Here is a 24182-nt window from a genome sequence, read left to right as displayed (position 1 = left end):
CGAGAAGAGAGAAGGACAAAAGGCGCTGCCTATTGAACGTTGCGCAGCAACGGCCCGCAGGGTGAAGCACGCGGTGGTTCATCACCTGCCAGGCATCAAATAAAGTGAGAAACCCCAGCCGAAAGGCCGGGGTTTTTTGCTATATGGGACACGGCAAAGTGCAAAACAAAGAAGCCCCCCTGCTCTTACGAGCCGAGGGGCTTCTTGCGTTATGGCTTACTGATTAATGGTTGGAGCTTTGGGAGATGCCAATACCGGTTTGGGATCTCACGAACTGCGGATGGAAACGTTCTCTTTCCAGCTGCCCCTCGCGTGAATTGTCTGTTATTGAAAACAGCCAAGTTCCCACAAAGGCAACAATCATTGAGAATAGTGCAGGATATTCATAAGGATAGATGGCTTTCTCATGACCTAAGATCTGTACCCATATCGTTGGGCCGAGGATCATGAGAATCACCGCGGTTAAGAGACCAAGCCAACCCCCAATCATTGCTCCTCGAGTCGTCAGTTTTGCCCAGTACATGGAGAGCAGGATAATTGGGAAGTTACAGCTGGCGGCGATAGAGAATGCCAGACCGACCATGAATGCAATGTTCTGCTTCTCGAATAAAATACCCAGCAAAATGGCGACGATGCCGAGGATAATTACCGTGATCTTCGAGACACGCAGCTCATCCTTTTCAGTGGCTTTACCATCCTTTATTACGCTGGCGTACAGATCGTGAGATACCGCTGAAGCGCCAGCTAGCGTTAACCCTGCCACTACTGCAAGGATTGTTGCGAAGGCGACGGCGGAGATGAATCCTAAGAAGAAGCTACCGCCAACGGCATCGGCAAGATGAACCGCTGACATGTTGGTGCCGCCCAACAATGCGCCGGTTGCATCTTTAAATGCTGGGTTTGCGCTAACGAGAACAATAGCGCCGAAGCCGATAATGAAGGTCAAAATGTAGAAATAACCTATAAAACCCGTGGCGTAGAACACGCTTTTACGCGCTTCTTTTGCATCGTTGACGGTGAAGAAACGCATCAGGATATGTGGCAATCCGGCCGTACCAAACATCAGTGCCAATCCAAGCGATAGCGCGGATATAGGGTCAGAGACCAACCCGCCCGGACTCATGATTGCCAGCCCTTTTGGATGCACCGCCACCGCCTGCTGGAAGAGAGTGTTGAAGTTAAAGTTGACCGACTTCATCACCATAATCGCCATAAAGCTGGCACCGGCGAGCAGTAGGATCGCTTTGATAATCTGTACCCAGGTGGTGGCTAACATCCCGCCGAACAAGACGTAAAGCACCATCAGAATACCGACCAGAATCACGGCGACATGATAGTTAAGCCCGAAGAGCAGCTGTATCAGTTTGCCGGCACCCACCATTTGCGCGATGAGATACAGGGCGACCACCACCAGCGAGCCGCAGGCTGACAGAGTTCGAATAGGCTTTTGTTTTAAACGATAGGAAGCGACATCCGCGAAGGTGTATTTCCCCAAGTTGCGAAGCCGTTCCGCGATGAGAAATAGAATGATTGGCCAGCCAATCAGGAAGCCTATCGAGTAGATCAAGCCGTCGTAGCCGGAAGTATAAACCAGCGCTGAAATGCCCAAGAATGATGCCGCCGACATAAAGTCACCGGCGATGGCCAGCCCATTCTGGAAGCCGGTGATTTTACCGCCGGCGGTATAGTAATCCTGTCGGGAGCGGGTGCGCTTTGAGGCCCAATAGGTGATATACAGCGTGGCGCCGACGAAAAGGACAAACATCACGATGGCTTCGATATTCAGAGGCTGCTTTTTGACTTCCCCTGCAATACCTTCTGCGGCCAGCGCGGTGAATGGTGATGCCAGCAGAAGCGCCAGCGATAATCCCCCTAAACGACGGGCGTTCATGGGTTCACCTCGCGGATGATTTCTGCCGTCAGGCGATCAAATTCGCCATTAGCGCGATAGACATAAATACCGGTGAGCACGAAGGAGGCGACAATCAGCCCAACCCCAATGGGGATACCGCGAGTGATAGTTCCTCCTTCATAGAGTGGCGTGCCGAGCCACTGGGGTTCAAAGGCAATAAGGAAAATAAAACTGACGTACATCACCAACGTGATAATAGAGAGCAGCCACGCGAAGCGGCTGCGTTTTTCTACTAATTCCCTGAAGCGTGGATTATTTACAACTCTTTGATAAATGAGATCATTCATCTCAGTGACTCCTGTGAGGCATTGATAGAGTTCACCGCGCCAGGGCGGTGAAAATTACGACGGCACTTTCATTGATTGTTTTTCTTCCAACAGCTTATCGACTACACCCGGATCGGCGAGGGTAGAGGTATCTCCCAAATTACTGGTATCGCCAGCGGCAATTTTGCGCAGAATGCGGCGCATAATTTTCCCTGAGCGAGTTTTTGGTAAGGAATCAGTCCAGTGAAGAATGTCAGGCGTGGCGATAGGTCCGATTTCTTTGCGTACCCAGTTACGCACTTCGGCATACAGCTCTGCTGAGGGTTCTTCACCATGGTTGAGGGTAATGTAGGCGTAGATAGCCTGACCTTTGATGTTATGCGGAATGCCAACCACTGCGGCTTCGGCAATTTTCGGATGCGAAACCAGCGCAGATTCAATCTCCGCGGTCCCCAGACGGTGGCCGGAAATGTTCAATACGTCATCGACGCGGCCGGTTATCCAGTAATAACCGTCTTCGTCACGACGTGCGCCGTCGCCGCTGAAATACATATTTTTGAAGGTTGAGAAGTAAGTTTGTTCGAAACGGTCGTGATCGCCAAACAGCGTTCTCGCCTGACCCGGCCATGAATCAGTAATGACCAAGTTCCCTTCGCATGCCCCTTCCTGCGGAACACCTTCGTTATCCACCAAGGCTGGCTTAACGCCAAAGAAAGGACGCGTCGCCGAACCCGCTTTCAGCTCGGTCGCACCGGGCAGCGGGGTGATCATGAAGCCGCCGGTTTCGGTCTGCCACCAGGTGTCGACGATTGGGCATTTGCTGTTACCTATGGTCTTGTAATACCACTCCCAGGCTTCCGGGTTAATCGGCTCACCCACTGAACCCATAATGCGCAATGAATCGCGGCTGGTTCCCTCAATGGCTTTATTACCTTCCGCCATTAATGCGCGAATAGCCGTTGGTGCGGTATATAAAATATTCACTTTATGTTTATCGATGACCTGCGCCATGCGATTTGGCGCCGGGTAATTAGGCACGCCTTCGAACATAAGTGAAATAGCGCCGCAGGCTAATGGGCCATAAAGTAAATAACTGTGGCCAGTGACCCAACCGACGTCGGCGGTACACCAATAAATATCGCCGTCGTGATAATCAAAAGTATATTTAAACGTCAGCGCGGCATAAACCAAATAACCGCCAGTCGTATGTAATACGCCTTTAGGTTTACCGGTTGAACCCGAGGTATAAAGAATAAATAACGGATCTTCCGCTTTCATCTCTTCCGGCGGGCAATCAGCGGAAATATCTTTAATTGCGTCATGCCACCAAATATCGCGGCCCTGTTTCCATTCGCCTTCTTTACCCGTGCGTTTAAATACCACCACGTTAGTGACGCTGGTAACTGCCGGATTTTTTAACGCGTCATCGACGTTTTTCTTCAGGGGAATGGTGCGCCCGGCGCGTAAGCCTTCGTCAGCGGTGATCACCACTTTGGAGTTGGAGTCGACAATGCGACCCGCCACGGCTTCTGGGGAGAAGCCGGCGAAGATAACGGAGTGGACGGCGCCGATGCGCGCGCAGGCCAACATCGCCACGGCGGCTTCCGGCACCATGGGCATATAGATGGCAACCACGTCACCTTTCTTCACGCCGAGGCCTTTCAGTACGTTAGCGAACTGGCAGACGTCGTGATGCAATTGTTGGTAAGTGACGTGTTTGCTTTCGGCTTTCGGGTCATCGCCTTCCCAAATCAGGGCCGTGCGGTCGCCGTTTTTCTCGAGATGGCGGTCAAGGCAGTTGGCCGACAAATTAAGGGTGCCATCTTCAAACCAGCGGATATCAATGTTGCCTGGCGCAAACGAGGTGTTTTTAACTTTGCTGTATGGCTTGATCCAGTCGAGAATTTTTCCCTGCTCAGCCCAGAATGCATCCGGATTTTCTACAGATTGTTGATAATACTGATGATATTGCTCTGGTGTGATGAGAGTACGTTCTGCGATTGACGCAGGAATAGGGTGCTTATGGACTTGGCTCATGGTTTTTCTCCTTTAATTTGTTAATCATATGTCAATCAAAGGTTAAGTGTAGTTTGCCTTGAGGCTTTGTTCGGATTTTGGGGGGCGGATCACGCAACCTCAGTAACCCAAGCAAGATTGTGGTCATTAGGCTGCTAGGATGCTCACATTGAGTAAGGTGAGATGAGTAAGAGGAGAGGAAAGAAAAGCGTGAAAATGTCGTGCAGCAATATTTGCCGCATACTAAAAAATTACGATAGGTAGAGCCGATCAAATTTTAGAATTGTATGGATCCTAGCCTATCTGCACGAAGTTGACCTAAGCCAAGCCGCGGCGTCTCCCTCGCCTGAAAAATGGTGCGATGTAATATCAATTTAAAACAAAGGTTTTTATTTTGTTAAATAAAGCTTAATCCATTCACAATTTATATTAATTAGCTCAAAACCATCATGAAATATAATGTTAATTAATTTAACCTCAGAGTGAAATTTCCTACAGAAAAGTCTTATAAGTCCTACATTTTAGATTAATAACCTTAATATTAGCATTTTGCGAGTTATTATTCCGACAAAACACAAATAACAGTATATTGATCTGGAAAAGAGAGGGGTGCTCTCTTCGGTAAGCAAGATTTCTCTTTGCTACCGTTATTTCTCAAGGACTCAATATGTTTATTACTAAAAAGAAAGCTCTCATCGTTGCCCTGTCTGCCGTTATCTCTGCTTCAGCTTTTGCAGCTGACGAGCCTGTAGCACCAACGGGAGCCGATCAGGGTTCTGGTCGTATTCATTTCACCGGTACTGTTATTAACGCTCCATGCTCTATCGCAGCTGGTGATGAAGACATTAACGTGAACATGGGCCAGGTTGCGAATAAAGTGCTGGAAAGCGGCAATAAGTATTCACAAAACGTTAACTACACCATTCACCTGCAAGATTGTGACCTGACTGCACAGACCGCTGGCGACGTTCAGTACCCAGCTATGTCTAAAGTTGCAGTATCTTTCGCGGGTACGCCAGACAGCAGCCTGTCCGAGTTACTGGCTAACACCGGTAGTGCTAAAGGTGCTGCGATCCGTCTTATCGACTCAAACGGCGACTTGCTGAAAGTGGGTGATACCTCTAAAGACATCAACTTAGTGACCGGTAATAACGAATTGGTATTTGCTGCGCGTGTTGAAGCGAACAACCAGCCAGTATCCACCGGTACTATCGTATCTCAGGCAACTTACGCCCTGAATTACAAATAAGACTGCCTTAATAAATAGGGGAGTTTACTCCCCTTTTATCGTGCCTTTATTGGCAAGGCTTTCTGCTGGCTATATTTCACTGTTCATATAATTAAGCCGAACACGCTTTATAAAAATAAAAGTGGTTTTATATGTTGGTCATTTTTAATAAGACACCGATTAGAAAAAAGCTCACTGTCATCGTTATGAGTTCTTTGACGGGATGTTTTATTTCAATGAGCAGCCTGGCAGTGGAGTTCAATACCAACTTTATTGACGCCGGGGACAGAAATAATATCGATTTAAAACGCTTTGAAGTCGCCAACTACATTGCGCCTGGAGAATATTTGCTGGATATCGTTCTGAATGGCCGAACCCTGCCAGAACAGAGCCTGATCAAATATATTCCCGACGCCGACAATAAGAATAGCCGAATCTGCCTGACGCCCGAGTTGGTCGATAAGTTTGACCTGACCGACGCGGCTCGCAAATCATTGGAAAGCTGGCACGACGGCCAGTGCCTTTCTCTCGACACGCGCGAAGAAGTGACCGTTCGCTACGATCAGGAGAAGCAGACGCTCAACGTCAGTATTCCTCAGGCGTGGTTGACCTATCACGATGAAAACTGGGTGCCGCCTTCGCAGTGGGATGAGGGGGTTGCCGGAGCCATTCTGGATTACAACCTGCTGGGCAGCAAATACATGCCGCAGAACGGCAGCAGTTCCACCAATTTGAGCAGTTACGGTACGGCGGGCTTTAACGTCGGGCCGTGGCGTGCCCGTGCTGATTATCAGTACAACAATACTCGTTCGTCGGGCGGCCAGCGCAACAGCCAGTTCAACTGGACCCAGCGTTATCTGTATCGCGCGCTGCCGTCGATTGGCGCGCGCTTCAATGCCGGTGAAACCTATTTTAACTCGGACATTTTCGACTCATTCCGCTTTCTCGGCGTCTCGCTAAATAGCGACCAGCGCATGTTGCCTCCTTCACTGCGCGGCTACGCGCCACAGGTGACCGGGATTGCCAAGACCAATGCCAAAGTCAGCATCAGTCAAAATGGCCGGGTGATTTACCAGACCAACGTGTCGCCGGGGCCGTTCGTGATTCAGGACCTGAGCGAAGCCGTGCAAGGGGCGCTAGACGTGCGGATTGAAGAGGAAAACGGCAGCGTCACCACTTATCAGGTGAGCACCGCCACCATTCCGTTTTTAACGCGTAAGGGAGAAGTGCGTTTCAAAACCGCCATGGGTAAACCGACGACCGGCAGTAATAACAAGGTGATGCAGCCGGGTTTCTATAGCGGGGAAATGTCCTGGGGCGCGCTGAACAACTTTTCGCTGTATGGCGGCCTGATTTCCACCACCGGCAATTACCAGTCGCAGGCGTTGGGGGTAGGGCAAAACCTGCAAGACTTCGGCGCGATCTCTTTTGACGTGACGCGCTCATCGGCCACGGTCCCGGTTGAAGGCAAGCAGAGCGGCTACAGCTATCGGGTGAACTACTCGAAGCGTTTTGACAGCACCGGCAGCCAGATCACCTTCGCCGGGTATCGCTTCTCGGAAAAGAGCTTTATGTCGCTGAACCAATATTTGGACAAGACCAACGGCGAACACTACTCGCGCGACGACAAGCAAACCTACACGGTGACGGCCAACCAATTCTTACCCTGGCCTGCGATCACCCTCTACTTGTCGGCGACGCACAAGATTTATTGGAACGACAGCCCGAGCAATAACTACAGCGTTTCAGTCAGTAAGATTTTTGATATCGGGCGCTTTACCGGCGTTTCGGCCACCCTGTCAGCCAGTAAGTTGCAGTACCAATATACCGATGAAAATCAGATGTTTTTGTCGTTCAGCCTGCCGCTTTCCAGTGGACGGCAGATCAGCTACGACGCGCAACAAGATTCGCAAAACGGCTTCTCGCAGACGGCTTCCTATTACAACAGCGAAGACCCGAAAAACAGCTGGCGCGTCGGGGCGGGCGGTAGCAGCCCTGACTTGCAAAAAGGCGACGGCATTTTCCGCGCCAACTATCAGCATATGTCGCCTTACGGCCAGCTCGGGGTTAACGGCAGCGTGAAGAATAACGACTATCGCTCGGTCAGTGGCAACTGGTATGGCTCCTTTACCGCCACGCGTCACGGCGCGGCCCTGCATCAGAGCAGCGCGGGGAGTGAGCCGCGCATGATGTTATCAACCGGCGTTAAGGGCATTCCTATCAGCGACGGGGCGTCTGTAACCAATGATTATGGCGTCGCGGTGGTCAATGGCGTCTCCAGCTATCAAACCTCCGACATTCGGGTGGATGTGAACAACCTGCCGGACGACGTGGAGGTTTATAGCTCGGTGGTGAGCAAAACCCTCACCGAAGGGGCGATTGGTTTCCGCAAAATCCGCGCGATTAAGGGTGAACGTCTGATGGCCACTATCCGCCTGGCCGATGGCAGTTTCCCGCCGCTGGGCGCCTCCGTCACCGACGATAGCTCTGGCTTTGAAGCTGGGTTGATTGGTGATAACGGGCTGGCTTATCTGGCCGGTGTCTCGGGTGAGAAGAGCCTGACGGTGAATTGGGGCGACGACAAACAGTGCCGCATTCAGGTCCCGGCGGACTCTGCGAGTTTAAATGGTCAATTGCTGCTGCCTTGCCAATCGGTCAAGGCCGCAGCAGGCAATGTTGAATTGAGATAATGAGGAAGGACGACGAATGAAGAAGTTCATGATGGGTGTAGCCACTGCGGCATTAGTGGCGACAACCCTAATTCAGGGAGCGAACGCCGCCGTCAATATCGACCGCACGCGGATTATTTTTAACGCCGGTGAGAAGTCGGTCAGCATCATGCTGGAAAACCAAAGCAAGGATTTGCCTTATCTGGCGCAGGTTTGGCTGGAGAATGCCAAAGGTGAAAAGATCTCTTCACCTCTGGTGGCTCTGCCGCCGATGCAGCGCATTGATGCCGGGCAGAAAAGCCAAATCCGTGTTTTACAGTTGCCGGAAACCGCGGCGCTGCCGAAAGATCGCGAATCGCTGTTCTATTTCAATGTGCGCGAAGTGCCACCGAAAAGCGAACTGGCGAACGTGATGCAGGTGGCGATTCAAAGTCGCATTAAGCTGTTTTTTCGCCCGGCTGCTATTGCGAGCCAGGCCAAAGGCGCATGGCAAGAGAAGATTGGCGTCAAGCTTTCGGCTGACGGCCTGACCATCAGCAACCCAACACCGTTTTACATCACCCTTGGCTATTTGGGGAAAGACAACGCGGGGAGTTTTCGCGGCTTCGATAGCCTGATGCTGGCACCGTTCGCCACTGAAACCCTCTCGGGCAGCCAGTATGTCAGCTCGAAATACAGCATCGGCTACATGGATGATTACGGCGGTTTACAGGTTAATCAGTACTCTTGTAGCGCAGCCAGCTGCCAAATGTTGAGCAAGCCGGAGAAGAAATAGCCATGCCAACGCTTTATCGCTTATTAGTTCGCAGGAAGTGGCTACTCATCGTGCTGCTACTTTGCTCGCGCAGCGTCTTTGCGCTCGACTGCGTTGAAAAAGGGACCGGCATGGTCAACATGCCGCCCATCGCCATTGGTCCATTGGCCATTCCCTCCAACGTTCCGGCCGGAACCAAGATTTGGGAATCTAATGAGATCAGTATGACGGCTTACTGCGACAATGTTCTCGGCAGCATTATCGATGTCGTGCATTTCTACTTTAACCCTAAGTCGCAATCGTTGGGCCAAGGGTTATTACTCGGTGTGAGCTATAACGGTCAGGATCTGGAGCAGAACGAACAGCGCCTGAGCACCAATAGCCCGCCGATTAAAAAAGGGCAGAACGTCACGGTTAATGTCAGCTTCCGCTTATATATCAAAGTGACGGCGAACCCTCCGTCGAGTGGACATTATGAAGGCACCGACCAATTTACCGTATTTCAGCTCGACGGCAGCCGGGGGATAAACCATTCAGCCGGTGCGAAGAACGTGAAATATACCTTATCCGGCTTACAGGGAATTCGTTTTCTGGCCTGTGGGTCAGATTTGAAAGTCTATCCCGAATCGCAAATGGTGGATTTTGGCGCCATTCAAAGTATTCAGTTGTCGCGCTCTTCAGGCATCACCTTGCCGTTTGCAATTAAAGCCGTGAAACAGGGCTGTTTGGATAACTTCTCTCTACAGGCGGAGTTTTCCACGGCCAGTCCGCTGATTAACAATAATGCGATCGACCTGGCGAATGGCGCGCAGCTGACGTTATTAAATGACAAAGATGAAGCTATCGTCTTTAACCGCTACGACAACTTTGCTGAATTAAACAACATCAATGAAGTGACGAAAAACTTTACGGCCAAAGTCAGCGCTATCCCCGGCCGGGAATTGAAACTCGGTAAATTTGACGCCTCTGTGGTGGTGAAAATCAATTATTACTGATTCACAACGGACAGAAAGGGTACACGGATATGTTGAGAACAGCTAAATTACGGGCGCAAGCGCTCGAAGAACCTGTCGATCACGGTGATGCACCTAACGCGGTAACGGAGAATGGGATCTATGGCATGCTGCAAAGCATGCGGGAGCGAGCGGGGATAAGCCGAGCAGAGTTGGCTAAGCGTCTGGATATCACGCCCCCGGCCATCACCCGACTTGAGAAACGGCCTGCGCAAGCCAGTATGACGACGCTAACGCGCTACGCGCACGCCTGCGGCTGTACGTTGTATCTGCTCTATAAATAGGTCAAAACGCCACTATCAGGTTATTTCACAAAGACGCACATGATAAAAGGCGACTGTGTGGTTTCGATTAACATGCTATTGGCGTCATATTTTTTTAAAACCAGGGTGTCTGAATCGCCAACAATATAAGAGCTATTCATGAGAACCAGTCTTGATAGCTCTTCATTCATGGTGTCCACGCTATCAATATTTACCCGATCGCTTTTCAATGTGTAGGTTTGTAATGTTTTGTTTTCCAGCACATAACTATAGTAAATGTTTCGCAGTAAAATTCTTTTGTCGACTAACTTACCTTCTTTATCATATGCGTAAACATTGCCGCTCATCGAGACTAAGATTTTATTCTTATTTAAGAAACTAAAGTAAAGCGTAGTATTCAATTTTATACGCCGATCGTCGTATTGCACTTCACTCATAAAGTCACCACGACAGGCTTGTGAATAGGGGAAATTTTCCCGGGAGTGTTTTGCTTCCACCTGCTTATAAATCGTCAGACATAAAAAGATGAGCGACAAAAGAGGCAACCAGTAAACCGCGTGGCACTTCCTTAGTACCCAGCGTAATTTATTTCTTGTCATTACTTGTCCTATCATTACTGTAAACGCTCAGGCATGCCGTCGGATTATTTTTATCATCGACCCGGCACTCTGCCATAAAGTCACGCGTTGAACCCGAGCGTATCAACGAAACCAATGTCTCGCTTTGGAAGATGAAAATATTGCCAGGCTGGCAAACCAGTTTCTTTTGCGCAATAAATTCCTCGGCGCGTTGAATAAAATCGGCACGCTGATTTGAGGGCAAGTGCGTCGTGGAATAGAGCGCGCACTGGCCCAGAGTTGCCACCTGTAGGTTTTCTTTTGGGTCATAGATGTGCTCTTGGAGCAGCAACCCAAGGGCGACGGCCAGAGAGAACAGCGAGGCGAAAAAAATCGGCAATGTAAAATCCCTCCCTTCCTTGGTGTTTGGCATGGTTGTTGGGGCGATGACAGTCGGCACTGCAAGGCTTTCATCAGTGATTTCGCCAGGCATGATGACGTGCTGCGGATATTCCACGGCAGCCGTTACTGCTGCCTCCTGGACAACTTCCGTAGGCGGTGCGCCAGTGGCCTGATCATTTTCTTTTTCTGCATCGTTAATAGCCCCTATAGCATCTATCGCAGAAATAGTTATTTCCTTTTTTAATAAAAAACCGACCTTGGGCACGGTGATTATCACATCTTCGGTATGACCCAGTGTATTAATCACTTTGCGTAATTTGCTAATGCAGTGGTTAAGATTATTATTACTTGATACAAGGCCGTAATCATCCCAGACCTTTTTGAAAAGAATGTCACGTTGCACAACGATGCCCTGCTGTTCGATAAGCAGTAATAAAACGCGGCGCGCAGGATTGGAAATACTCACTTGATTCTCTGGGTCGTTTTGCAAAGATAAAGTATTGTCTTCAGGGTTAAATAGTATTTTATTTTCAATTAGATAAATCATGCCCATCCCTCTTTTATTCGCCACTACATCCTGGTTTTACTAAAAGCTAGTGGGCGATATTTTTATTAAAATGCGACACAAAATTTTCCAATCATACGATTAACTGATGTTGGATTTACTAGGTCAGTATAAACCTAGTATTTTAAAAAATAGAATCATATCCTTAAATATTATTGTTTTAAGGTGTAAGAATGCTCTGCTTTTTGAATATTTATTACGTAATAACCCTGCGGTTATTCACCTATAAATGAGTTAAGGAATTTTAGTACATGACGATAAGTGATGATATGCAGAACAAGCCCCTGCGTGCGATGAAGAGGCTTTAATTCTTAAATTAACTTTGACTGGGTATTTAGGATAAATAATGACTGGTGATGGAAACCAATGAGTGGTCAAAATCGATGCAGAGCGTTGCGCCGAGGGGCAGGGTGAGCATTGGATGAGTGTGGCAGCAGTCGAAACCGTCCACGATAGGTATGGGCTGCCCGGCCAGCACTTCACGCAAAACCTCATAAGGTTGACGGTCACTGCCTGCATCATCAAACAGCTCGTGCTTGCCCAAGATAATGGCGCTTACCTTCTCAAAAATGCCGTTCAGCTTGAGCATGGCGAATGAGCGCTCGACGGTGGCGATGTCTTTCAGACTGTCTTCGATAAATGAATTCGAAGAGGACAATGTAACAATATCGGGTTTGGCTGGATAGTTGGGGGAGTGGGAAGATCACAAACCCCAAATAGCAAAAAACCAGCTATTAAGCTGGTTTCTTTAAATATAGTGCCCGGACTCGGACCGCGGTGCGTCAGCACCGATGAACAGCGCTTGCGCTGGCCCCGAAGGGGTGAGTCTCAGCATGAGACGAATAATCGAACGACGTTCGCTGGAGAGTCCTAACTTCAATAGCAAAAAACCCGCCATAGGCGGGTTCTTCTAAATATGGTGCCCGGACTCGGAATCGAACCAAGGACACGGGGATTTTCAATCCCCTGCTCTACCGACTGAGCTATCCGGGCAACGGGGCGCATTAAACCGTATTGGCCGGTGGGCGTCAACGGCTTTATGCGAGAAACATCATAAAAACGGTTTGTTTGCTGGCTTTTCAGTCAAAAAAGAGAGCAGCAAGCCATTTTCTGGGGCTATTTAAGCCAGAGCCCCATGTTCCCGACAGCGCGCCACGTTCAATACATCTTCTGCTAAACGACGCGCCACTGCGACGTCGTGCAGCTGGCGTTTAACCAGCAGCTTGCTCAGGCAGCCTTCGAGGATCAGCTCCATCTGCTCGGCAACCATCTGCGCATCGTCAGACCCCATCTCCTGTAATAGCTCGAAGGTGTAGTCGTAAGAAGCCTGTTTCTGCTTCTCAGCCAGCTGATGGATAGGGGATTCGTTATCAGGATAGAAGCTGCAAGCAGCGATAAATAAGCAGCCCGGATAGCGATTTTGCCGCACCTGCTCGTCGAGCACTTGGTAGCGCGCCAGCAATTTTTGCGGCGCGCTGAGAGTTTCATCCAGCAGTAACTGGCGACGCCAAATATCAATCTGCTCGCCGTGGTGGCGCAGGCTGTCGTACAGCAGCGCCTCGGCATCTGGCCAGAAACGTCGCAGATCGCTAAGTGGAATGCTGACCAATTCGGCAACGGATTCCAATGACAGTGTGGCTAAACCGCGCTGTTCCAAAAGATTAAGTGTTTGGTCAAGGACCTGTTCACGTAGCACGTTTGCCTCCTCACAATTCGCGTAATTCAAAACCTAGTGTCGTTTAAGGCTGCGTTTTCTGCAAATGGCCGACGAACTGGTTTGCATTCATAAAGCCGGTCACCCGCGACTGCGGTAACTCTTTGCCATCCGCGCCAAAGAACAGAATGGTGGGCAGACCTAGCACCTGCAGCCGTTTGAGCAGCGCCACCTGCTGCGGGTTATTCTGTGTCACATCGGCTTGCAGTAACACCGTGTCTTTCAGCTCGTTTTGCACCTCTGGCGAGGTAAAGGTGTATTTCTCAAACTCTTTGCAAGCCACGCACCAGTCGGCGTACAAATCCAGCATCACTCTTTTGCCCTGAGCCTGCTGCAACGCGGCATTCAGCTCATCCACATTATTGATTTTGTGGAATGCCAGCGTGTGTTGCTGCTCCGCGCTGCCACCCTGAGGAGGAAACGCCCAGTCTTGCAGAGGTCGGCCCGCCACCAGTAGGGCCGCCAGCAGCAGCAACTGTAAGACGCGCACCAGCCCGCGTTGACTCTTCAGGCTGATAATGAGCGCCCAGCCGAAGAAGGCGACTCCCAGCATACTCCACAATCTTAGCCCCCACGCATCGCCGATGATTCTCTCTAGCAAGAACACCGGCAGGGCGAGGATCACAAAGGCAAAACCTTCTTTAACATACTGCATCCACGGGCCGCTGCGCGGCAGCAGGCGATTACCAAACAGGGTCACGATAATCAGCGGGATACCCATGCCCAAGGCATAAAGATAGAGCGTTCCGGCACCGGCCCACAGGTTTCCACTCTGGGCGATATACAGCAGGATGGCGCTCAGCGGCGCGGTGGTGCACGGCGAGCAGATAAGCCCGGCCAGCGCGCCCATAATAAAGACGCCTGCCAGCGAGCCGCCTTTTTGTTCATTGCTCCACAGGGTGAGGCGAGTCTGCACCGAAGAAGGCAGTTGCAGGCTGAACAGGCCAAACATCGACAGGGCCAGCAGGATAAAGGCGGCAGACAGCACAATCAGTACCCAAGGGCTTTGCAGCGCGGCCTGGAACTGAAGCCCGGCGGCGGCGACCACCATACCGAGCAAGGTATAGGTCAGCGCCATGCCTTGCACATAGACCAGCGCCAGCAGGAAGATGCGTTTCATGCTTTGCGGGCGCTGGCGGCCAAGAATAATGCCGGAAATCAGTGGGTACATCGGCAGCACGCAAGGGGTAAAGGCGATACCAATGCCAATCAGCAAGGCCCAAAGAGGCGAGAAGGGCAGCGGCGTGACCTGCGGCGTCGGCGCGGCTTCAATCGGTTTCTCTGGTGTTGGCGGTGGCGTGGCGGCGTCAGCAGCCTGCCCGCTGACTTCGCTCAGTGGAATAATGCGAGTTTCCGGCGGGTAGCAGAAGCCCGCCACCGCGCAGCCCTGATAGCTGACTTTCAGCGATGCCTGAGCACTCGCCTGACGCAGCGGTACGCTAAGATTCAGCTGTTTTTCATAAACTTGGGTATCGCCAAAGAACTCGTCGTGATGCTCCAGCCCCTTCGGCAAGATAAAGGCCGCCAGCTGGGCCTGATCGCCGACTAACTCGATTTTATCGCGATAGAGATAGTAGCCATCGCGGATCGTCCAGTTGAGCTTGAGGTTGGGACCCTGCTGCTGAAAGTCGAAGTCGAATGCCTGATCCACCGGCACGAACTGCGGGTTCGCAGGCTGGCTGAACAGGGAGGCCTGGGCGTGCAGCGGCAGTAAGAACAGGCTACAAATCAGGAGGAAAAGGCGAAAAATGCGGTGATCCATGCGGATTATCTTTCTCTTCATCACGGTCAGCATTGACCGCTGGTTAAATCGCAAGAGGGCGCGAGTCGCTTCATGCCACGGCGCGTTAATAGACGCTGATTATAGCCCGCACAAAGGGTGAGCAGAAAGCCTTGGAGTGTCAGGGTTTGTCAGAGTGGCGCGGGGAGGGCGAGAACAGGGGCCGAAGCCCCTGTGAAAAACTGTTAGAGAATGATGCTGCCGAGGCCAAACCCGAAGAGTACCGACAGGAAAACGCCGATGGTGCCGGGGATGAAGAACGGGTGGTTGAAGACGAAGCGGCCGATGCGCGTGGTGCCGGTGTCGTCCATTTGCACCGCCGCGACCAGGGTCGGGTAGGTTGGCAGAATGAACAGGCCGGAGACGGCGGCAAAAGAGGCCACGGCGGTCAGCGGGGTGACGTTCAGCGCCAGCGCCAGTGGCATCAAGGCCTTGGCGGTCGCCGCCTGCGAGTAGAGCAGTGCCGAGCAGAAGAAGAAAATCACCGCCAACAGCCACGGATGGGACTGAATCAGCTCGCCGGCAGTCTCTTTAATCCAACCCAGATTGGCCTGCACGAAGGTGTCGCCCAACCAAGCTACGCCGAGGATACAGATACAGGCACTCATGCCCGCCTTGAAAGTACCGGAGGTAAGGATGGAATCGGTGTTAATGCGGCAAATCAGGGTGGTCAGGGTCGCGACGCTCAACATGATAATAAGGATCGCGCTGGTGGTATTCATCAGCGGTTTCTCAACCCAGCCGAGGCTCGGGCTGTTGACCACCGCGTAGCCAACCACGCTGAAGACGCCCAGCAGGAACAGCAGCACGGAGAGTTTGGCGCGCGGCTTGATGGCTTTGCGGTTGTTACCGCGCAGCTCCACCAGACCTTCTTCATAACGCTTGAGGTAAACCGGGTCATCAGACAGCTTCGAGTTGAACAACCAGCCAATCAGCAGCGACATCACAATCACCGCCGCGAAGGTGGAGGGGATCATCACCATCAACAGGTGCAGATAGCTGACGCCGTGGCCTTCCATCACTGAAGACATATACACCACCGCCGCCGAAATCGGCGAGGCCGTGATGCCAATCTGCGCGGAAACTACCGCCGTGGAGAGAGGGCGGCAAGGTTTAATCCCCTGCTCTTTGGCGACTTCGGCAATCACCGGCAGCGCGGAGAGCGAGATGTTGCCGGTACCGGCCAACAGGGTGAGGAAATAGGTGACGATAGGGGCGAGCAGGGTGATGTGCTTTGGGTTGCGTCGCAGCAGTTTTTCAGTTTGCTGCACCAGATAGTCCATGCCGCCTGCCACCTGCATGGTGGAGATCGCGGCGATCACCGCCATGATGATGGAGATAACGTCAAAAGGGATGCTGCCGGGTTTAACGCCGCAGAGGGCCAGCGCCAGCACGCCAATTCCTCCTGCAAACCCAATGCCTATCCCGCCCAGCCGCGCGCCCAAAAATATCGCCGCCAGTACAATAATGAGTTCGATGATTAACATGTTTGACCGTCCGTTGTTCCCAACTAAATAGAAATAAAATGAAAATGAGATGTTGTGTAATTGTTGTTATGCACAAAGTAAAAAGGCTCGTTGTTCGTGAGAACAACGAGCCTTAAGGCTAAAGATTATCTCTGTTACTGTTCGTTTTCATCCGTATACCGTTTGGCTTTGTAGGCCGGGTGCATCAGGTTCTCAATAGAGAAGATGTCGTCCAGTTCAGCCTCTGTTAGCAGCCCGCGTTCCAATACGACTTCGCGCACGCTCTTACCGGTTTCGGCACAAATCTTCCCGACAATATCGCCATTGTGGTGGCCGATGAACGGGTTGAGGTAAGTCACGATACCGATAGAGTTGAAGACGTAAAACTCGCAAACCTCTTTGTTCGCTGTAATGCCGTTGATGCATTTTTCCAGCAGATTGTAGCAGGCATTGGTCAGAATATGGATGGATTCGAACATCGCCTGGCCAATCACTGGCTCCATCACGTTCAACTGCAACTGGCCTGCTTCGGCAGCCATGGTCACGCACACGTCGTTACCGATAACTTTGAAGCACACCTGATTGACCACTTCTGGGATCACCGGGTTAACTTTGGCTGGCATGATTGAAGAACCGGCCTGCAATTCAGGCAGGTTGATTTCGTTCAGGCCAGCGCGCGGGCCGGAAGAGAGCAGGCGCAAGTCGTTACAGATTTTAGAAAGCTTAACCGCCAGACGTTTCAGCGAGCTGTGCACCATCACGTAAGCGCCGCAGTCGGAGGTTGCTTCAATCAGGTCTTCTGCCGGGATGCAAGGCAGGTTACTGACTTCAGCCAGTTTCTCCACCGCCAGCTGTTGGTAGCCTTCAGGAGTGTTCAGGCGAGTACCGATTGCCGTAGCGCCAAGGTTCACTTCCAACAGCAATTCGCCGGTGCGCAGCAGGTTGCGGGTCTCTTCTTTTAACAGCACGTTGAACGCGTGGAACTCTTGACCGAGGGTCATCGGCACGGCGTCTTGTAGCTGAGTACGGCCCATCTTGATGATGTTTTCGAATTCTTTGGCTTTACGCTCGAAGCCGTCACCGAGCTGGTCGATGGCGTCGATCAGTTTGAGCAGAGAAGCATAAACGGCCAGACGGAAGCCGGTAGGATAGGCGTCATTGGTAGACTGACACTTATTCAGGTGATCGTTTGGATTGAGGTACTGGTAGTCACCTTTCTGGTGGCCCATCAGTTCCAGCCCAATGTTAGCCAGTACTTCGTTGGTGTTCATATTGACCGAGGTCCCCGCGCCGCCCTGGAAGACGTCAATCGGGAACTGATCCATGCACTTGCCTTTATTCAGCACTTCATCACAAGCCTGAATAATGACGTCGGCGATATGGCGTGGGATCGTGTGCAGCTCTTTATTTGCAAGCGCGGCTGCTTTCTTCACCATGACCATGCCCCGGACGAACTCCGGCACATCGCTGATTTTTGTGTTGCTGATATAGAAGTTTTCAATCGCCCGCAGGGTGTGAATTCCATAATAAGCCTCAGCTGGAACTTCGCGAGTACCCAGCAGATCTTCCTCGATACGAATCGTATTTGACATGAGAACCTTCTTTTTGGTGCTTGAACACGTTATGCGATGTTTGAAATTATGTTACTAACAGAGGGAAATTAAAAACGATCAACCGCTGTTTGTAGTACGAAGGCGATCATATGCTGCTCTTGGCGAATTGCACGCACTAAGATCACTCTCCTGCACTGTTACGGAGCATCTATTTCTGTATCTGTGAGAACTCTCACAAATCATTCCTCTGCTCAATTAAATCTGTCGCGAAGGTTGAAAAAAGGCTGCTCCGCTACCACCTCAGTGTAGACAGCCCGAGGCGGAACGATCATTTAGTTCGCTCTCGGGCCCATTTTTATGGTTTCGGCATGTTGCCTTTAGGGCCAGCCGGAGCCTCATTACAAGGAGAATGCGGTGCGCTGGTTACCGTTACTGTTGTTATTTCTGTTGGCTTACATCGAAATAACCTTATTTATCAAAGTGGCTGCCTTTATTGGCGTGGCCATGACGCTGTTGCTGGTGGTCTTCACCTCCTGTGTGGGTGTCTCTCTGGTGAAAAATCAGGGCATGAAAACCTTCATGCAGTTGCAGCAAAAATTGGCGCTGGGTGAAAGCCCGGCGGCGGAGATGGTCAAGAGCGTGTCTCTGGTCTTGGCAGGCTTCTTGCTGCTGGTTCCGGGCTTCTTCACGGATTTCCTCGGCTTGCTGCTGTTACTGCCGCCGGTGCAGAAATCCCTGACGCTGAAACTGATGCCGCACCTTAATATTGTGCGTTCTGGCGGCAACTGGGGTAAGAGCCAGCCGACCGGAAACACCTTCGAGGGCGAGTTCAAACGCACCGACGAGCAGACTGAACGTCTTGTTTCGCCAGAAAAAGATGACGACATCGATGGACGTGGCCGCTAATATCCGCGCCCTCGGATGTTAAATTATTGTTGTGAAAGGGGAGGAAGTGCCGCCAGCGAGGCGCACTTTTCTGGCAAAGAAAACTGACAAAGAAAACGCGATTTTTTTTGCTTTTCCCCTTGAAGGGCGGCGTAACGCCCCCATTAAACAAACCACGAGGCCGGACAGATGACTGTCAGGCATTCAACCCTAAATATAGTTATGGACCCGCTCACAGGAGAGTTATCAATGAAAATTCGTCCATTGCATGACCGCGTTATCGTCAAGCGTAAAGAAGTAGAATCTAAATCCGCTGGCGGCATCGTTCTGACTGGCTCTGCTGCTGGTAAATCTACCCGCGGTGAAATCCTGGCCGTCGGTCATGGTCGCATCCTGGAAAATGGTGAAGTGAAAGCGCTGGACGTTAAAGTTGGCGACATCGTTATTTTCAACGACGGTTACGGCGTTAAAGCTGAGAAGATCGACAACGAAGAAGTGTTGATCATGTCCGAAAGCGACATTCTGGCAATCGTAGAAGCCTAATCGGTCTCTACCACTTTTTCTGAACTGAACGAATTTAAGGTAAATAACAATGGCAGCTAAAGACGTAAAATTCGGTAACGACGCACGTGTAAAAATGCTTCGTGGCGTAAACATCCTTGCCGATGCAGTTAAAGTTACCCTGGGCCCTAAAGGCCGTAACGTAGTTTTGGACAAATCTTTCGGCGCACCAACCATCACTAAAGATGGCGTGTCAGTAGCTCGTGAAATCGAACTGGAAGACAAGTTCGAAAACATGGGTGCGCAAATGGTGAAAGAAGTTGCGTCCAAAGCTAACGATGCAGCGGGCGACGGTACCACTACCGCAACCGTTCTGGCGCAATCCATCATCACTGAAGGCCTGAAAGCTGTTGCTGCTGGCATGAACCCGATGGACCTGAAACGTGGTATCGACAAAGCTGTCGTTGCCGCAGTTGAAGAATTGAAAAAACTGTCTGTGCCATGTGCTGATTCTAAAGCCATCGCTCAGGTAGGTACCATCTCCGCTAACTCCGACGAAACCGTAGGTAAATTGATCGCTGAAGCGATGGAAAAAGTCGGTAAAGAAGGCGTGATCACCGTTGAAGAAGGTACCGGCCTGCAAGACGAGCTGGACGTTGTTGAAGGTATGCAATTCGACCGCGGTTACCTGTCTCCATACTTCATCAACAAGCCAGAAACCGGTTCTGTTGAACTTGAAAGCCCATTCATCCTGCTGGCTGACAAGAAAATCTCTAACATCCGTGAAATGCTGCCAGTGCTGGAAGCCGTTGCTAAAGCCGGTAAACCACTGCTGATCATTGCTGAAGACGTTGAAGGCGAAGCCCTGGCGACTCTGGTAGTGAACACCATGCGCGGTATCGTGAAAGTGGCTGCGGTTAAAGCACCAGGCTTCGGCGACCGTCGTAAAGCTATGCTGCAAGACATCGCAACCCTGACTGGCGGTACTGTTATCTCTGAAGAGATCGGCCTGGAGCTGGAAAAAGCCACGCTGGAAGACATGGGTCAGGCTAAGCGTGTTGTTATCAACAAAGACACCACCATCATCATCGACGGTGTTGGCGAAGAGGCTACTATTCAGGGCCGTGTTTCTCAGATCCGTCAGCAGATCGAAGAAGCGACCTCTGACTACGACCGTGAAAAACTGCAAGAGCGTGTGGCTAAACTGGCTGGCGGCGTAGCCGTTCTGAAAGTTGGCGCAGCGACTGAAGTTGAAATGAAAGAGAAGAAAGCCCGCGTTGAAGATGCCCTGCACGCGACCCGTGCTGCGGTAGAAGAAGGCGTGGTTGCTGGTGGTGGTGTTGCGCTGATCCGCGTTGCTCACACTCTGGCAGACCTGAAAGGCGACAACGACGACCAGAACGTGGGTATCCGCGTTGCTCTGCGCGCGATGGAAGCTCCACTGCGTCAGATCGTGGTTAACGCAGGCGAAGAAGCTTCTGTCATAGCTAACAAAGTTAAAGCAGGCGAAGGCAGCTTCGGCTACAACGCTTACACCGAACAGTACGGCGACATGATCGCGATGGGTATCCTGGACCCAACTAAAGTGACCCGTTCTGCTCTGCAGTTCGCCTCTTCAGTTGCTGGCCTGATGATCACCACCGAGTGCATGATCACCGACCTGCCTAAAGACGACAAAGTCGATATGGGCGGCGCTGGCGGCATGGGTGGTATGGGCGGCATGGGCGGCATGATGTAATCATCCCCCGGCGTTCATTCGCTGCATATGCAGGTTGCGTAAGCAATTTGTGTGTTAAAGAGACCCGGTCCTTGGTGGCCGGGTTTTTTTATTTGACCCTTTTTTCTTCGTTTCAGTAAGATAACTCTCATCGTCTCCTGAGTTTAGCGTGTAAACTCTACACTATCTCTGCCTCAGGTAACGCGTTGAAGCTTGCGCAAACGTGGCAACGGATGCCTAAGAGAACACGGCGTTCTCTGATAGGCTTTATGAGATTTCAATATCAAATGGGGAAAGTGATGCGGATTAAAATGTTACTGGGCCTGTCAGCTGCCATGCTGCTCGCCGGCTGCAGTACCACTCATCAACTGGATGCAGCGGGCCAGCAAGTTAAGTTTACTGATAGCAAACCGGGTAAAGAATGCCAATTAATTGGCGATGTTACCGGTACGCAGAGCAACTGGTTATCAGGAAGCGGCGGTGACGGTAGCTCAATGCGCGGTGCTGCGAATGATCTGCGTAACAAAGCTGCTGCTATGGGTGGTAACACTATTTATGGCGCGAACAGCCCAACCCAAAGTTTCGTCTCCAGCTTCGTTCCTGTGGACAGCAAAATGGTCGGCCAGGTTTATAAGTGCCCATAACGGGTCACCCCTTTCCTGGTAACGACATTGAATAGAAATTGCATAAAAAGGGATGCCTATGATGGGCATCCCTTTTTGATTGAGCAGGTCTGTCAGAAGAAATCAGGACTGTTTGAGGCGTAGGTCTAAGATGGTTTTGCTCGGCTCACCGCCAATTTCGCGGGTCAGCTTCGGCACCATATAGCCCGATACCTTGCTCATCAACCCTTTCATGATGACGCGTGCTTCATCGTCATCCACCATGAAATGCGCCGCGCCCTGAACCTTATCCAGCACGTGGATGTAGTAGGGCATGATGCCGCTGTCGAACAGCGCGTTGCTCAACGCCGCCAGCGTATCAGCGCAATCATTGACGCCACGCAGCAGCACGCTTTGGTTAAGCAGGGTCACGCCGGCTTTTTTCAGCTCGGCAATGCCAGCGCGGAACTCGTCATCAATCTCATTAGCGTGATTGATGTGCGTCACCATCAGCACTTGCAGGCGCGATTCGCTCAGGCGCTGGCACAATCTTGGCGTGATGCGCGCAGGGATAACCACCGGCAAACGAGTGTGAATTCGCAGGCGTTTAATGTGGCCAATGGCTTCCAGTTCTGTGATCAACCAGTCAAGTTCGTGATCTTTTGCCATCAAAGGATCACCACCCGAGAAAATAATTTCATCGAGTTCAGGGTGTGAGCGGATATAATCCAGCGCCTGAACCCAGTTGGCTTTATTTCCCTGGTTTTCCTGATAAGGAAAATGGCGGCGGAAGCAGTAGCGGCAATTCACCGCGCAACCGCCTTTCACCAGCAATAGCGCGCGGTTACTGTACTTGTGCAATAGCCCTGGGACGACACTACGTTGTTCATCCAGAGGGTCCGTGGTGAAGCCCGGCGCGGCGATAAACTCTTCGCGCGCGGTCAGTACCTGCAGCAGTAAAGGATCGTGCGGATCGCCCGGTTGCATGCGTGCAACAAAGGCGCGCGGAACGCGTAGCGGGAACAAACGACGGGCTTCATGCCCTGTTTGCAGTTCAGCATTATTGTTAAGTGCCAGAAGAGTAAGCAGTTCATCCGGGTCTGTAATAACATCGCCGAGTTGATGCAACCAATCTTCTCTAAATGGCGCGTTTAGGGTTACAATGTTTGCCATTTTTTTGGCTAATACCAGTTTAAAATTAGAGGGCCATTATGGCGACTTATTCTAGCAACGATTTCCGTCCGGGTCTTAAAATCATGTTCGAAAGCGAACCATACGCGATCGAATCCAGTGAATTCGTAAAACCAGGCAAAGGCCAGGCTTTCGCACGCGTTAAAATGCGTCGCCTGCTGACCGGTTCTCGTGTTGAGAAAACCTTCAAATCTACCGACTCTTGCGAAGGTGCAGACGTTGTAGATACCAACATGACTTACCTGTACAACGACGGTGAGTTCTTCCACTTCATGCACCCTGAGACTTTCGAGCAGCACGGTGTTGAAGAGAAAACCGTTGCTGACGCGGCAAAATGGCTGCAAGACAACGCGGAATGTATCGTGACTCTGTGGGACGGTCGTCCTATCGCCGTTCAGCCACCGAACTTCATCGAAGCTGAAATCACTGATACTGACCCAGGTCTGAAAGGTGATACTGCGGGTACCGGCGGTAAGCCTGCGACCCTGAGCACTGGCGCCGTAGTTAAGGTTCCACTCTTCGTACAGATTGGCGAAGTTGTCCGCGTTGACACCCGCTCTGGCGAATACGTCTCCCGCGTTAAGTAAGCGATAGCGACATAACGTTGGCGAAAGCTGCGGCAGGCTAACCCCTGCCGTGACTTTCTTTGCATCAATTGCCTCATTGGATTACGGCTGCAATGTTGAAAAGAATATTGTTTATCGTGGTTTCGGTCATGGCGCTTGGCCTGTTGGCGGGCTGTAATACCGTGCATGGTTTTGGTGAAGATATTCAACATCTGGGTGGCGCTATCTCCCGACACACCTAAAGCTTGCGCGCAGGCTTGTGGCTTTTTAGCCTTAAGTTTCAATCTTTCCGAAAATTTCCCCGCATAATCCCGCATTGTTATTTTTTAACTACACTTAAGTGGTCGTACTTTACATTCTCTTATAGGAAGGAAATTTATATGCTGAAGAAAAGTATTCTCACCCTTTTGTCTGTTTTGGTTCTCTCCAGTGCTCTGACGGCCTGTAACACCACTCGTGGGGTAGGCGAAGATATCTCTGCTGGCGGCCAGGCTATCCAAAAAAGCACGCAGTAACCTCGCGTAGCGCTTCCTAATGCAGTTTGCAGATACTGCCTGCATCT

General features: G+C 51.2%; 22 protein-coding genes, 1 tRNA gene and 1 pseudogene. 12 read left to right on the top strand and 12 right to left on the bottom strand.

All coding sequences use genetic code 11. From position 1 onward, the window contains the following. Positions 1-223 precede the first annotated feature (223 nt). From actP to acs, 3 genes are read right to left on the bottom strand one after another with little or no spacing between them, the layout of a single operon-like run. The gene (gene actP, locus ACT3RT_RS12665; protein ID WP_353500616.1) at positions 224-1891 is read right to left on the bottom strand and encodes a cation/acetate symporter ActP; all 1668 of its coding nucleotides are present in this window, start codon (positions 1889-1891) and stop codon (positions 224-226) included. Next, positions 1888-2199 carry a DUF485 domain-containing protein gene (locus ACT3RT_RS12660; RefSeq protein WP_353500617.1) on the bottom strand — a complete coding sequence of 104 codons (312 nt, stop codon included), beginning with the start codon at positions 2197-2199 and terminating at the stop codon, positions 1888-1890. The genes actP and ACT3RT_RS12660 overlap by 4 nt, the downstream gene beginning before the upstream one ends. 54 nt (positions 2200-2253) lie before the next feature. After that, on the bottom strand, positions 2254-4215 hold the full coding sequence (gene acs, locus ACT3RT_RS12655; protein ID WP_353500618.1) for an acetate--CoA ligase: 1962 nt from the start codon (positions 4213-4215) through the stop codon (positions 2254-2256). Between the two features lie 646 nt (positions 4216-4861). On the opposite strand from acs, the gene ACT3RT_RS12650 reads away from it, so the two are divergent. From ACT3RT_RS12650 to ACT3RT_RS12630, 5 genes are all read left to right on the top strand, one after another. Beyond that, complete coding sequence (locus ACT3RT_RS12650) at positions 4862-5443, top strand: fimbrial protein (RefSeq protein ID WP_353500619.1); 582 nt, start codon at positions 4862-4864, stop codon at positions 5441-5443. Positions 5444-5628: 185 nt separating this feature from the next. Then, positions 5629-8112, top strand: a complete 2484-nt coding sequence (locus ACT3RT_RS12645; protein ID WP_496203047.1) for a fimbria/pilus outer membrane usher protein — start codon at positions 5629-5631, stop codon at positions 8110-8112. A gap of 28 nt (positions 8113-8140) precedes the next feature. Continuing rightward, complete coding sequence (locus ACT3RT_RS12640) at positions 8141-8866, top strand: fimbrial biogenesis chaperone (protein WP_485904145.1); 726 nt, start codon at positions 8141-8143, stop codon at positions 8864-8866. Positions 8867-8868: 2 nt separating this feature from the next. After that, positions 8869-9840, top strand: coding sequence for a fimbrial protein (locus ACT3RT_RS12635; protein ID WP_485904128.1), 972 nt, complete (start codon positions 8869-8871; stop codon positions 9838-9840). 29 nt (positions 9841-9869) lie between these two features. Continuing rightward, positions 9870-10142 (top strand): helix-turn-helix domain-containing protein, encoded by a 273-nt coding sequence (locus ACT3RT_RS12630; protein ID WP_396132796.1) that lies wholly within the window; start codon positions 9870-9872, stop codon positions 10140-10142. A 20-nt stretch (positions 10143-10162) separates the two neighbouring features. On the opposite strand, the gene ACT3RT_RS12625 is transcribed toward ACT3RT_RS12630, so the two are convergent. The 8 genes and pseudogenes from ACT3RT_RS12625 to aspA form a co-directional block, all read right to left on the bottom strand. Beyond that, positions 10163-10720: a hypothetical protein gene (locus ACT3RT_RS12625; RefSeq protein ID WP_353500620.1), complete on the bottom strand. Its 558-nt coding sequence runs from the start codon at positions 10718-10720 to the stop codon at positions 10163-10165. Beyond that, entirely contained in the window at positions 10707-11651 is a 945-nt protein-coding gene (locus ACT3RT_RS12620) for a winged helix-turn-helix domain-containing protein (RefSeq protein ID WP_485904130.1), read from the bottom strand. The genes ACT3RT_RS12625 and ACT3RT_RS12620 overlap by 14 nt, the downstream gene beginning before the upstream one ends. A gap of 328 nt (positions 11652-11979) precedes the next feature. Further along, a pseudogene (locus ACT3RT_RS12615) lies at positions 11980-12285 on the bottom strand (LD-carboxypeptidase); the annotation flags it as partial. A gap of 277 nt (positions 12286-12562) precedes the next feature. Then, a tRNA-Phe gene (locus ACT3RT_RS12610) sits at positions 12563-12638 on the bottom strand. 127 nt (positions 12639-12765) lie between these two features. Next, complete coding sequence (dicD, locus tag ACT3RT_RS12605) at positions 12766-13341, bottom strand: division control transcriptional repressor DicD (RefSeq protein WP_353500622.1); 576 nt, start codon at positions 13339-13341, stop codon at positions 12766-12768. Between the two features lie 43 nt (positions 13342-13384). Further along, positions 13385-15121, bottom strand: a complete 1737-nt coding sequence (locus ACT3RT_RS12600; protein WP_496203046.1) for a protein-disulfide reductase DsbD — start codon at positions 15119-15121, stop codon at positions 13385-13387. A 203-nt stretch (positions 15122-15324) separates the two neighbouring features. Continuing rightward, a complete protein-coding gene (locus tag ACT3RT_RS12595; RefSeq protein ID WP_353500624.1) occupies positions 15325-16626 on the bottom strand; it encodes an anaerobic C4-dicarboxylate transporter in 1302 nt (433 codons plus the stop codon). Between the two features lie 134 nt (positions 16627-16760). Beyond that, the gene (gene aspA, locus ACT3RT_RS12590) at positions 16761-18197 is read right to left on the bottom strand and encodes an aspartate ammonia-lyase (RefSeq protein WP_034795090.1); all 1437 of its coding nucleotides are present in this window, start codon (positions 18195-18197) and stop codon (positions 16761-16763) included. A 375-nt stretch (positions 18198-18572) separates the two neighbouring features. On the opposite strand from aspA, the gene ACT3RT_RS12585 reads away from it, so the two are divergent. The 4 genes from ACT3RT_RS12585 (at position 18573) to ACT3RT_RS12570 (ending at position 21905) form a co-directional block, all read left to right on the top strand. After that, complete coding sequence (locus ACT3RT_RS12585) at positions 18573-19064, top strand: FxsA family protein (protein ID WP_034795093.1); 492 nt, start codon at positions 18573-18575, stop codon at positions 19062-19064. Between the two features lie 228 nt (positions 19065-19292). Next, a complete protein-coding gene (locus tag ACT3RT_RS12580; protein WP_009636718.1) occupies positions 19293-19586 on the top strand; it encodes a co-chaperone GroES in 294 nt (97 codons plus the stop codon). Positions 19587-19635: 49 nt separating this feature from the next. Further along, positions 19636-21282, top strand: a complete 1647-nt coding sequence (gene groL, locus ACT3RT_RS12575) for a chaperonin GroEL (RefSeq protein ID WP_353500625.1) — start codon at positions 19636-19638, stop codon at positions 21280-21282. A 278-nt stretch (positions 21283-21560) separates the two neighbouring features. Further along, entirely contained in the window at positions 21561-21905 is a 345-nt protein-coding gene (locus tag ACT3RT_RS12570) for a DUF4156 domain-containing protein (RefSeq protein ID WP_353500626.1), read from the top strand. Between the two features lie 102 nt (positions 21906-22007). On the opposite strand, the gene epmB is transcribed toward ACT3RT_RS12570, so the two are convergent. Beyond that, entirely contained in the window at positions 22008-23036 is a 1029-nt protein-coding gene (epmB, locus tag ACT3RT_RS12565; RefSeq protein WP_353500627.1) for an EF-P beta-lysylation protein EpmB, read from the bottom strand. Between the two features lie 38 nt (positions 23037-23074). Between epmB and efp the strand changes: the two genes are divergently transcribed. From efp to ACT3RT_RS12550, 3 genes are all read left to right on the top strand, one after another. Then, complete coding sequence (efp, locus tag ACT3RT_RS12560; protein ID WP_034795106.1) at positions 23075-23641, top strand: elongation factor P; 567 nt, start codon at positions 23075-23077, stop codon at positions 23639-23641. A gap of 92 nt (positions 23642-23733) precedes the next feature. Beyond that, the gene (locus tag ACT3RT_RS12555) at positions 23734-23862 is read left to right on the top strand and encodes an entericidin A/B family lipoprotein (protein WP_034795109.1); all 129 of its coding nucleotides are present in this window, start codon (positions 23734-23736) and stop codon (positions 23860-23862) included. 138 nt (positions 23863-24000) lie between these two features. Then, positions 24001-24135 carry an entericidin A/B family lipoprotein gene (locus ACT3RT_RS12550; RefSeq protein WP_353500628.1) on the top strand — a complete coding sequence of 45 codons (135 nt, stop codon included), beginning with the start codon at positions 24001-24003 and terminating at the stop codon, positions 24133-24135. The last annotated feature ends 47 nt before the right edge of the window (positions 24136-24182 follow it).

It is taken from the genome of Ewingella sp. AOP9-I1-14 (assembly GCF_052375995.1).
GTDB lineage: Bacteria > Pseudomonadota > Gammaproteobacteria > Enterobacterales > Enterobacteriaceae > Ewingella > Ewingella allii.
This window is presented reverse-complemented; position numbering and strand designations above follow the sequence as displayed.

Bases quoted from the DNA above. Each gene is read 5' to 3' on its own strand.
- actP (WP_353500616.1), bottom strand. From the start codon at position 1,891: ATGAACGCCCGTCGTTTAGGGGGATTATCGCTGGCGCTTCTGCTGGCA.
- ACT3RT_RS12660 (WP_353500617.1), bottom strand. From the start codon at position 2,199: ATGAATGATCTCATTTATCAAAGAGTTGTAAATAATCCACGCTTCAGG.
- acs (WP_353500618.1), bottom strand. From the start codon at position 4,215: ATGAGCCAAGTCCATAAGCACCCTATTCCTGCGTCAATCGCAGAACGT.
- ACT3RT_RS12650 (WP_353500619.1), top strand. From the start codon at position 4,862: ATGTTTATTACTAAAAAGAAAGCTCTCATCGTTGCCCTGTCTGCCGTT.
- ACT3RT_RS12645 (WP_496203047.1), top strand. From the start codon at position 5,629: ATGAGTTCTTTGACGGGATGTTTTATTTCAATGAGCAGCCTGGCAGTG.
- ACT3RT_RS12640 (WP_485904145.1), top strand. From the start codon at position 8,141: ATGATGGGTGTAGCCACTGCGGCATTAGTGGCGACAACCCTAATTCAG.
- ACT3RT_RS12635 (WP_485904128.1), top strand. From the start codon at position 8,869: ATGCCAACGCTTTATCGCTTATTAGTTCGCAGGAAGTGGCTACTCATC.
- ACT3RT_RS12630 (WP_396132796.1), top strand. From the start codon at position 9,870: ATGTTGAGAACAGCTAAATTACGGGCGCAAGCGCTCGAAGAACCTGTC.
- ACT3RT_RS12625 (WP_353500620.1), bottom strand. From the start codon at position 10,720: ATGACAAGAAATAAATTACGCTGGGTACTAAGGAAGTGCCACGCGGTT.
- ACT3RT_RS12600 (WP_496203046.1), bottom strand. From the start codon at position 15,121: ATGGATCACCGCATTTTTCGCCTTTTCCTCCTGATTTGTAGCCTGTTC.
- ACT3RT_RS12595 (WP_353500624.1), bottom strand. From the start codon at position 16,626: ATGTTAATCATCGAACTCATTATTGTACTGGCGGCGATATTTTTGGGC.
- aspA (WP_034795090.1), bottom strand. From the start codon at position 18,197: ATGTCAAATACGATTCGTATCGAGGAAGATCTGCTGGGTACTCGCGAA.
- ACT3RT_RS12580 (WP_009636718.1), top strand. From the start codon at position 19,293: ATGAAAATTCGTCCATTGCATGACCGCGTTATCGTCAAGCGTAAAGAA.
- groL (WP_353500625.1), top strand. From the start codon at position 19,636: ATGGCAGCTAAAGACGTAAAATTCGGTAACGACGCACGTGTAAAAATG.
- ACT3RT_RS12570 (WP_353500626.1), top strand. From the start codon at position 21,561: ATGCGGATTAAAATGTTACTGGGCCTGTCAGCTGCCATGCTGCTCGCC.
- epmB (WP_353500627.1), bottom strand. From the start codon at position 23,036: ATGGCAAACATTGTAACCCTAAACGCGCCATTTAGAGAAGATTGGTTG.
- efp (WP_034795106.1), top strand. From the start codon at position 23,075: ATGGCGACTTATTCTAGCAACGATTTCCGTCCGGGTCTTAAAATCATG.
- ACT3RT_RS12555 (WP_034795109.1), top strand. From the start codon at position 23,734: ATGTTGAAAAGAATATTGTTTATCGTGGTTTCGGTCATGGCGCTTGGC.
- ACT3RT_RS12550 (WP_353500628.1), top strand. From the start codon at position 24,001: ATGCTGAAGAAAAGTATTCTCACCCTTTTGTCTGTTTTGGTTCTCTCC.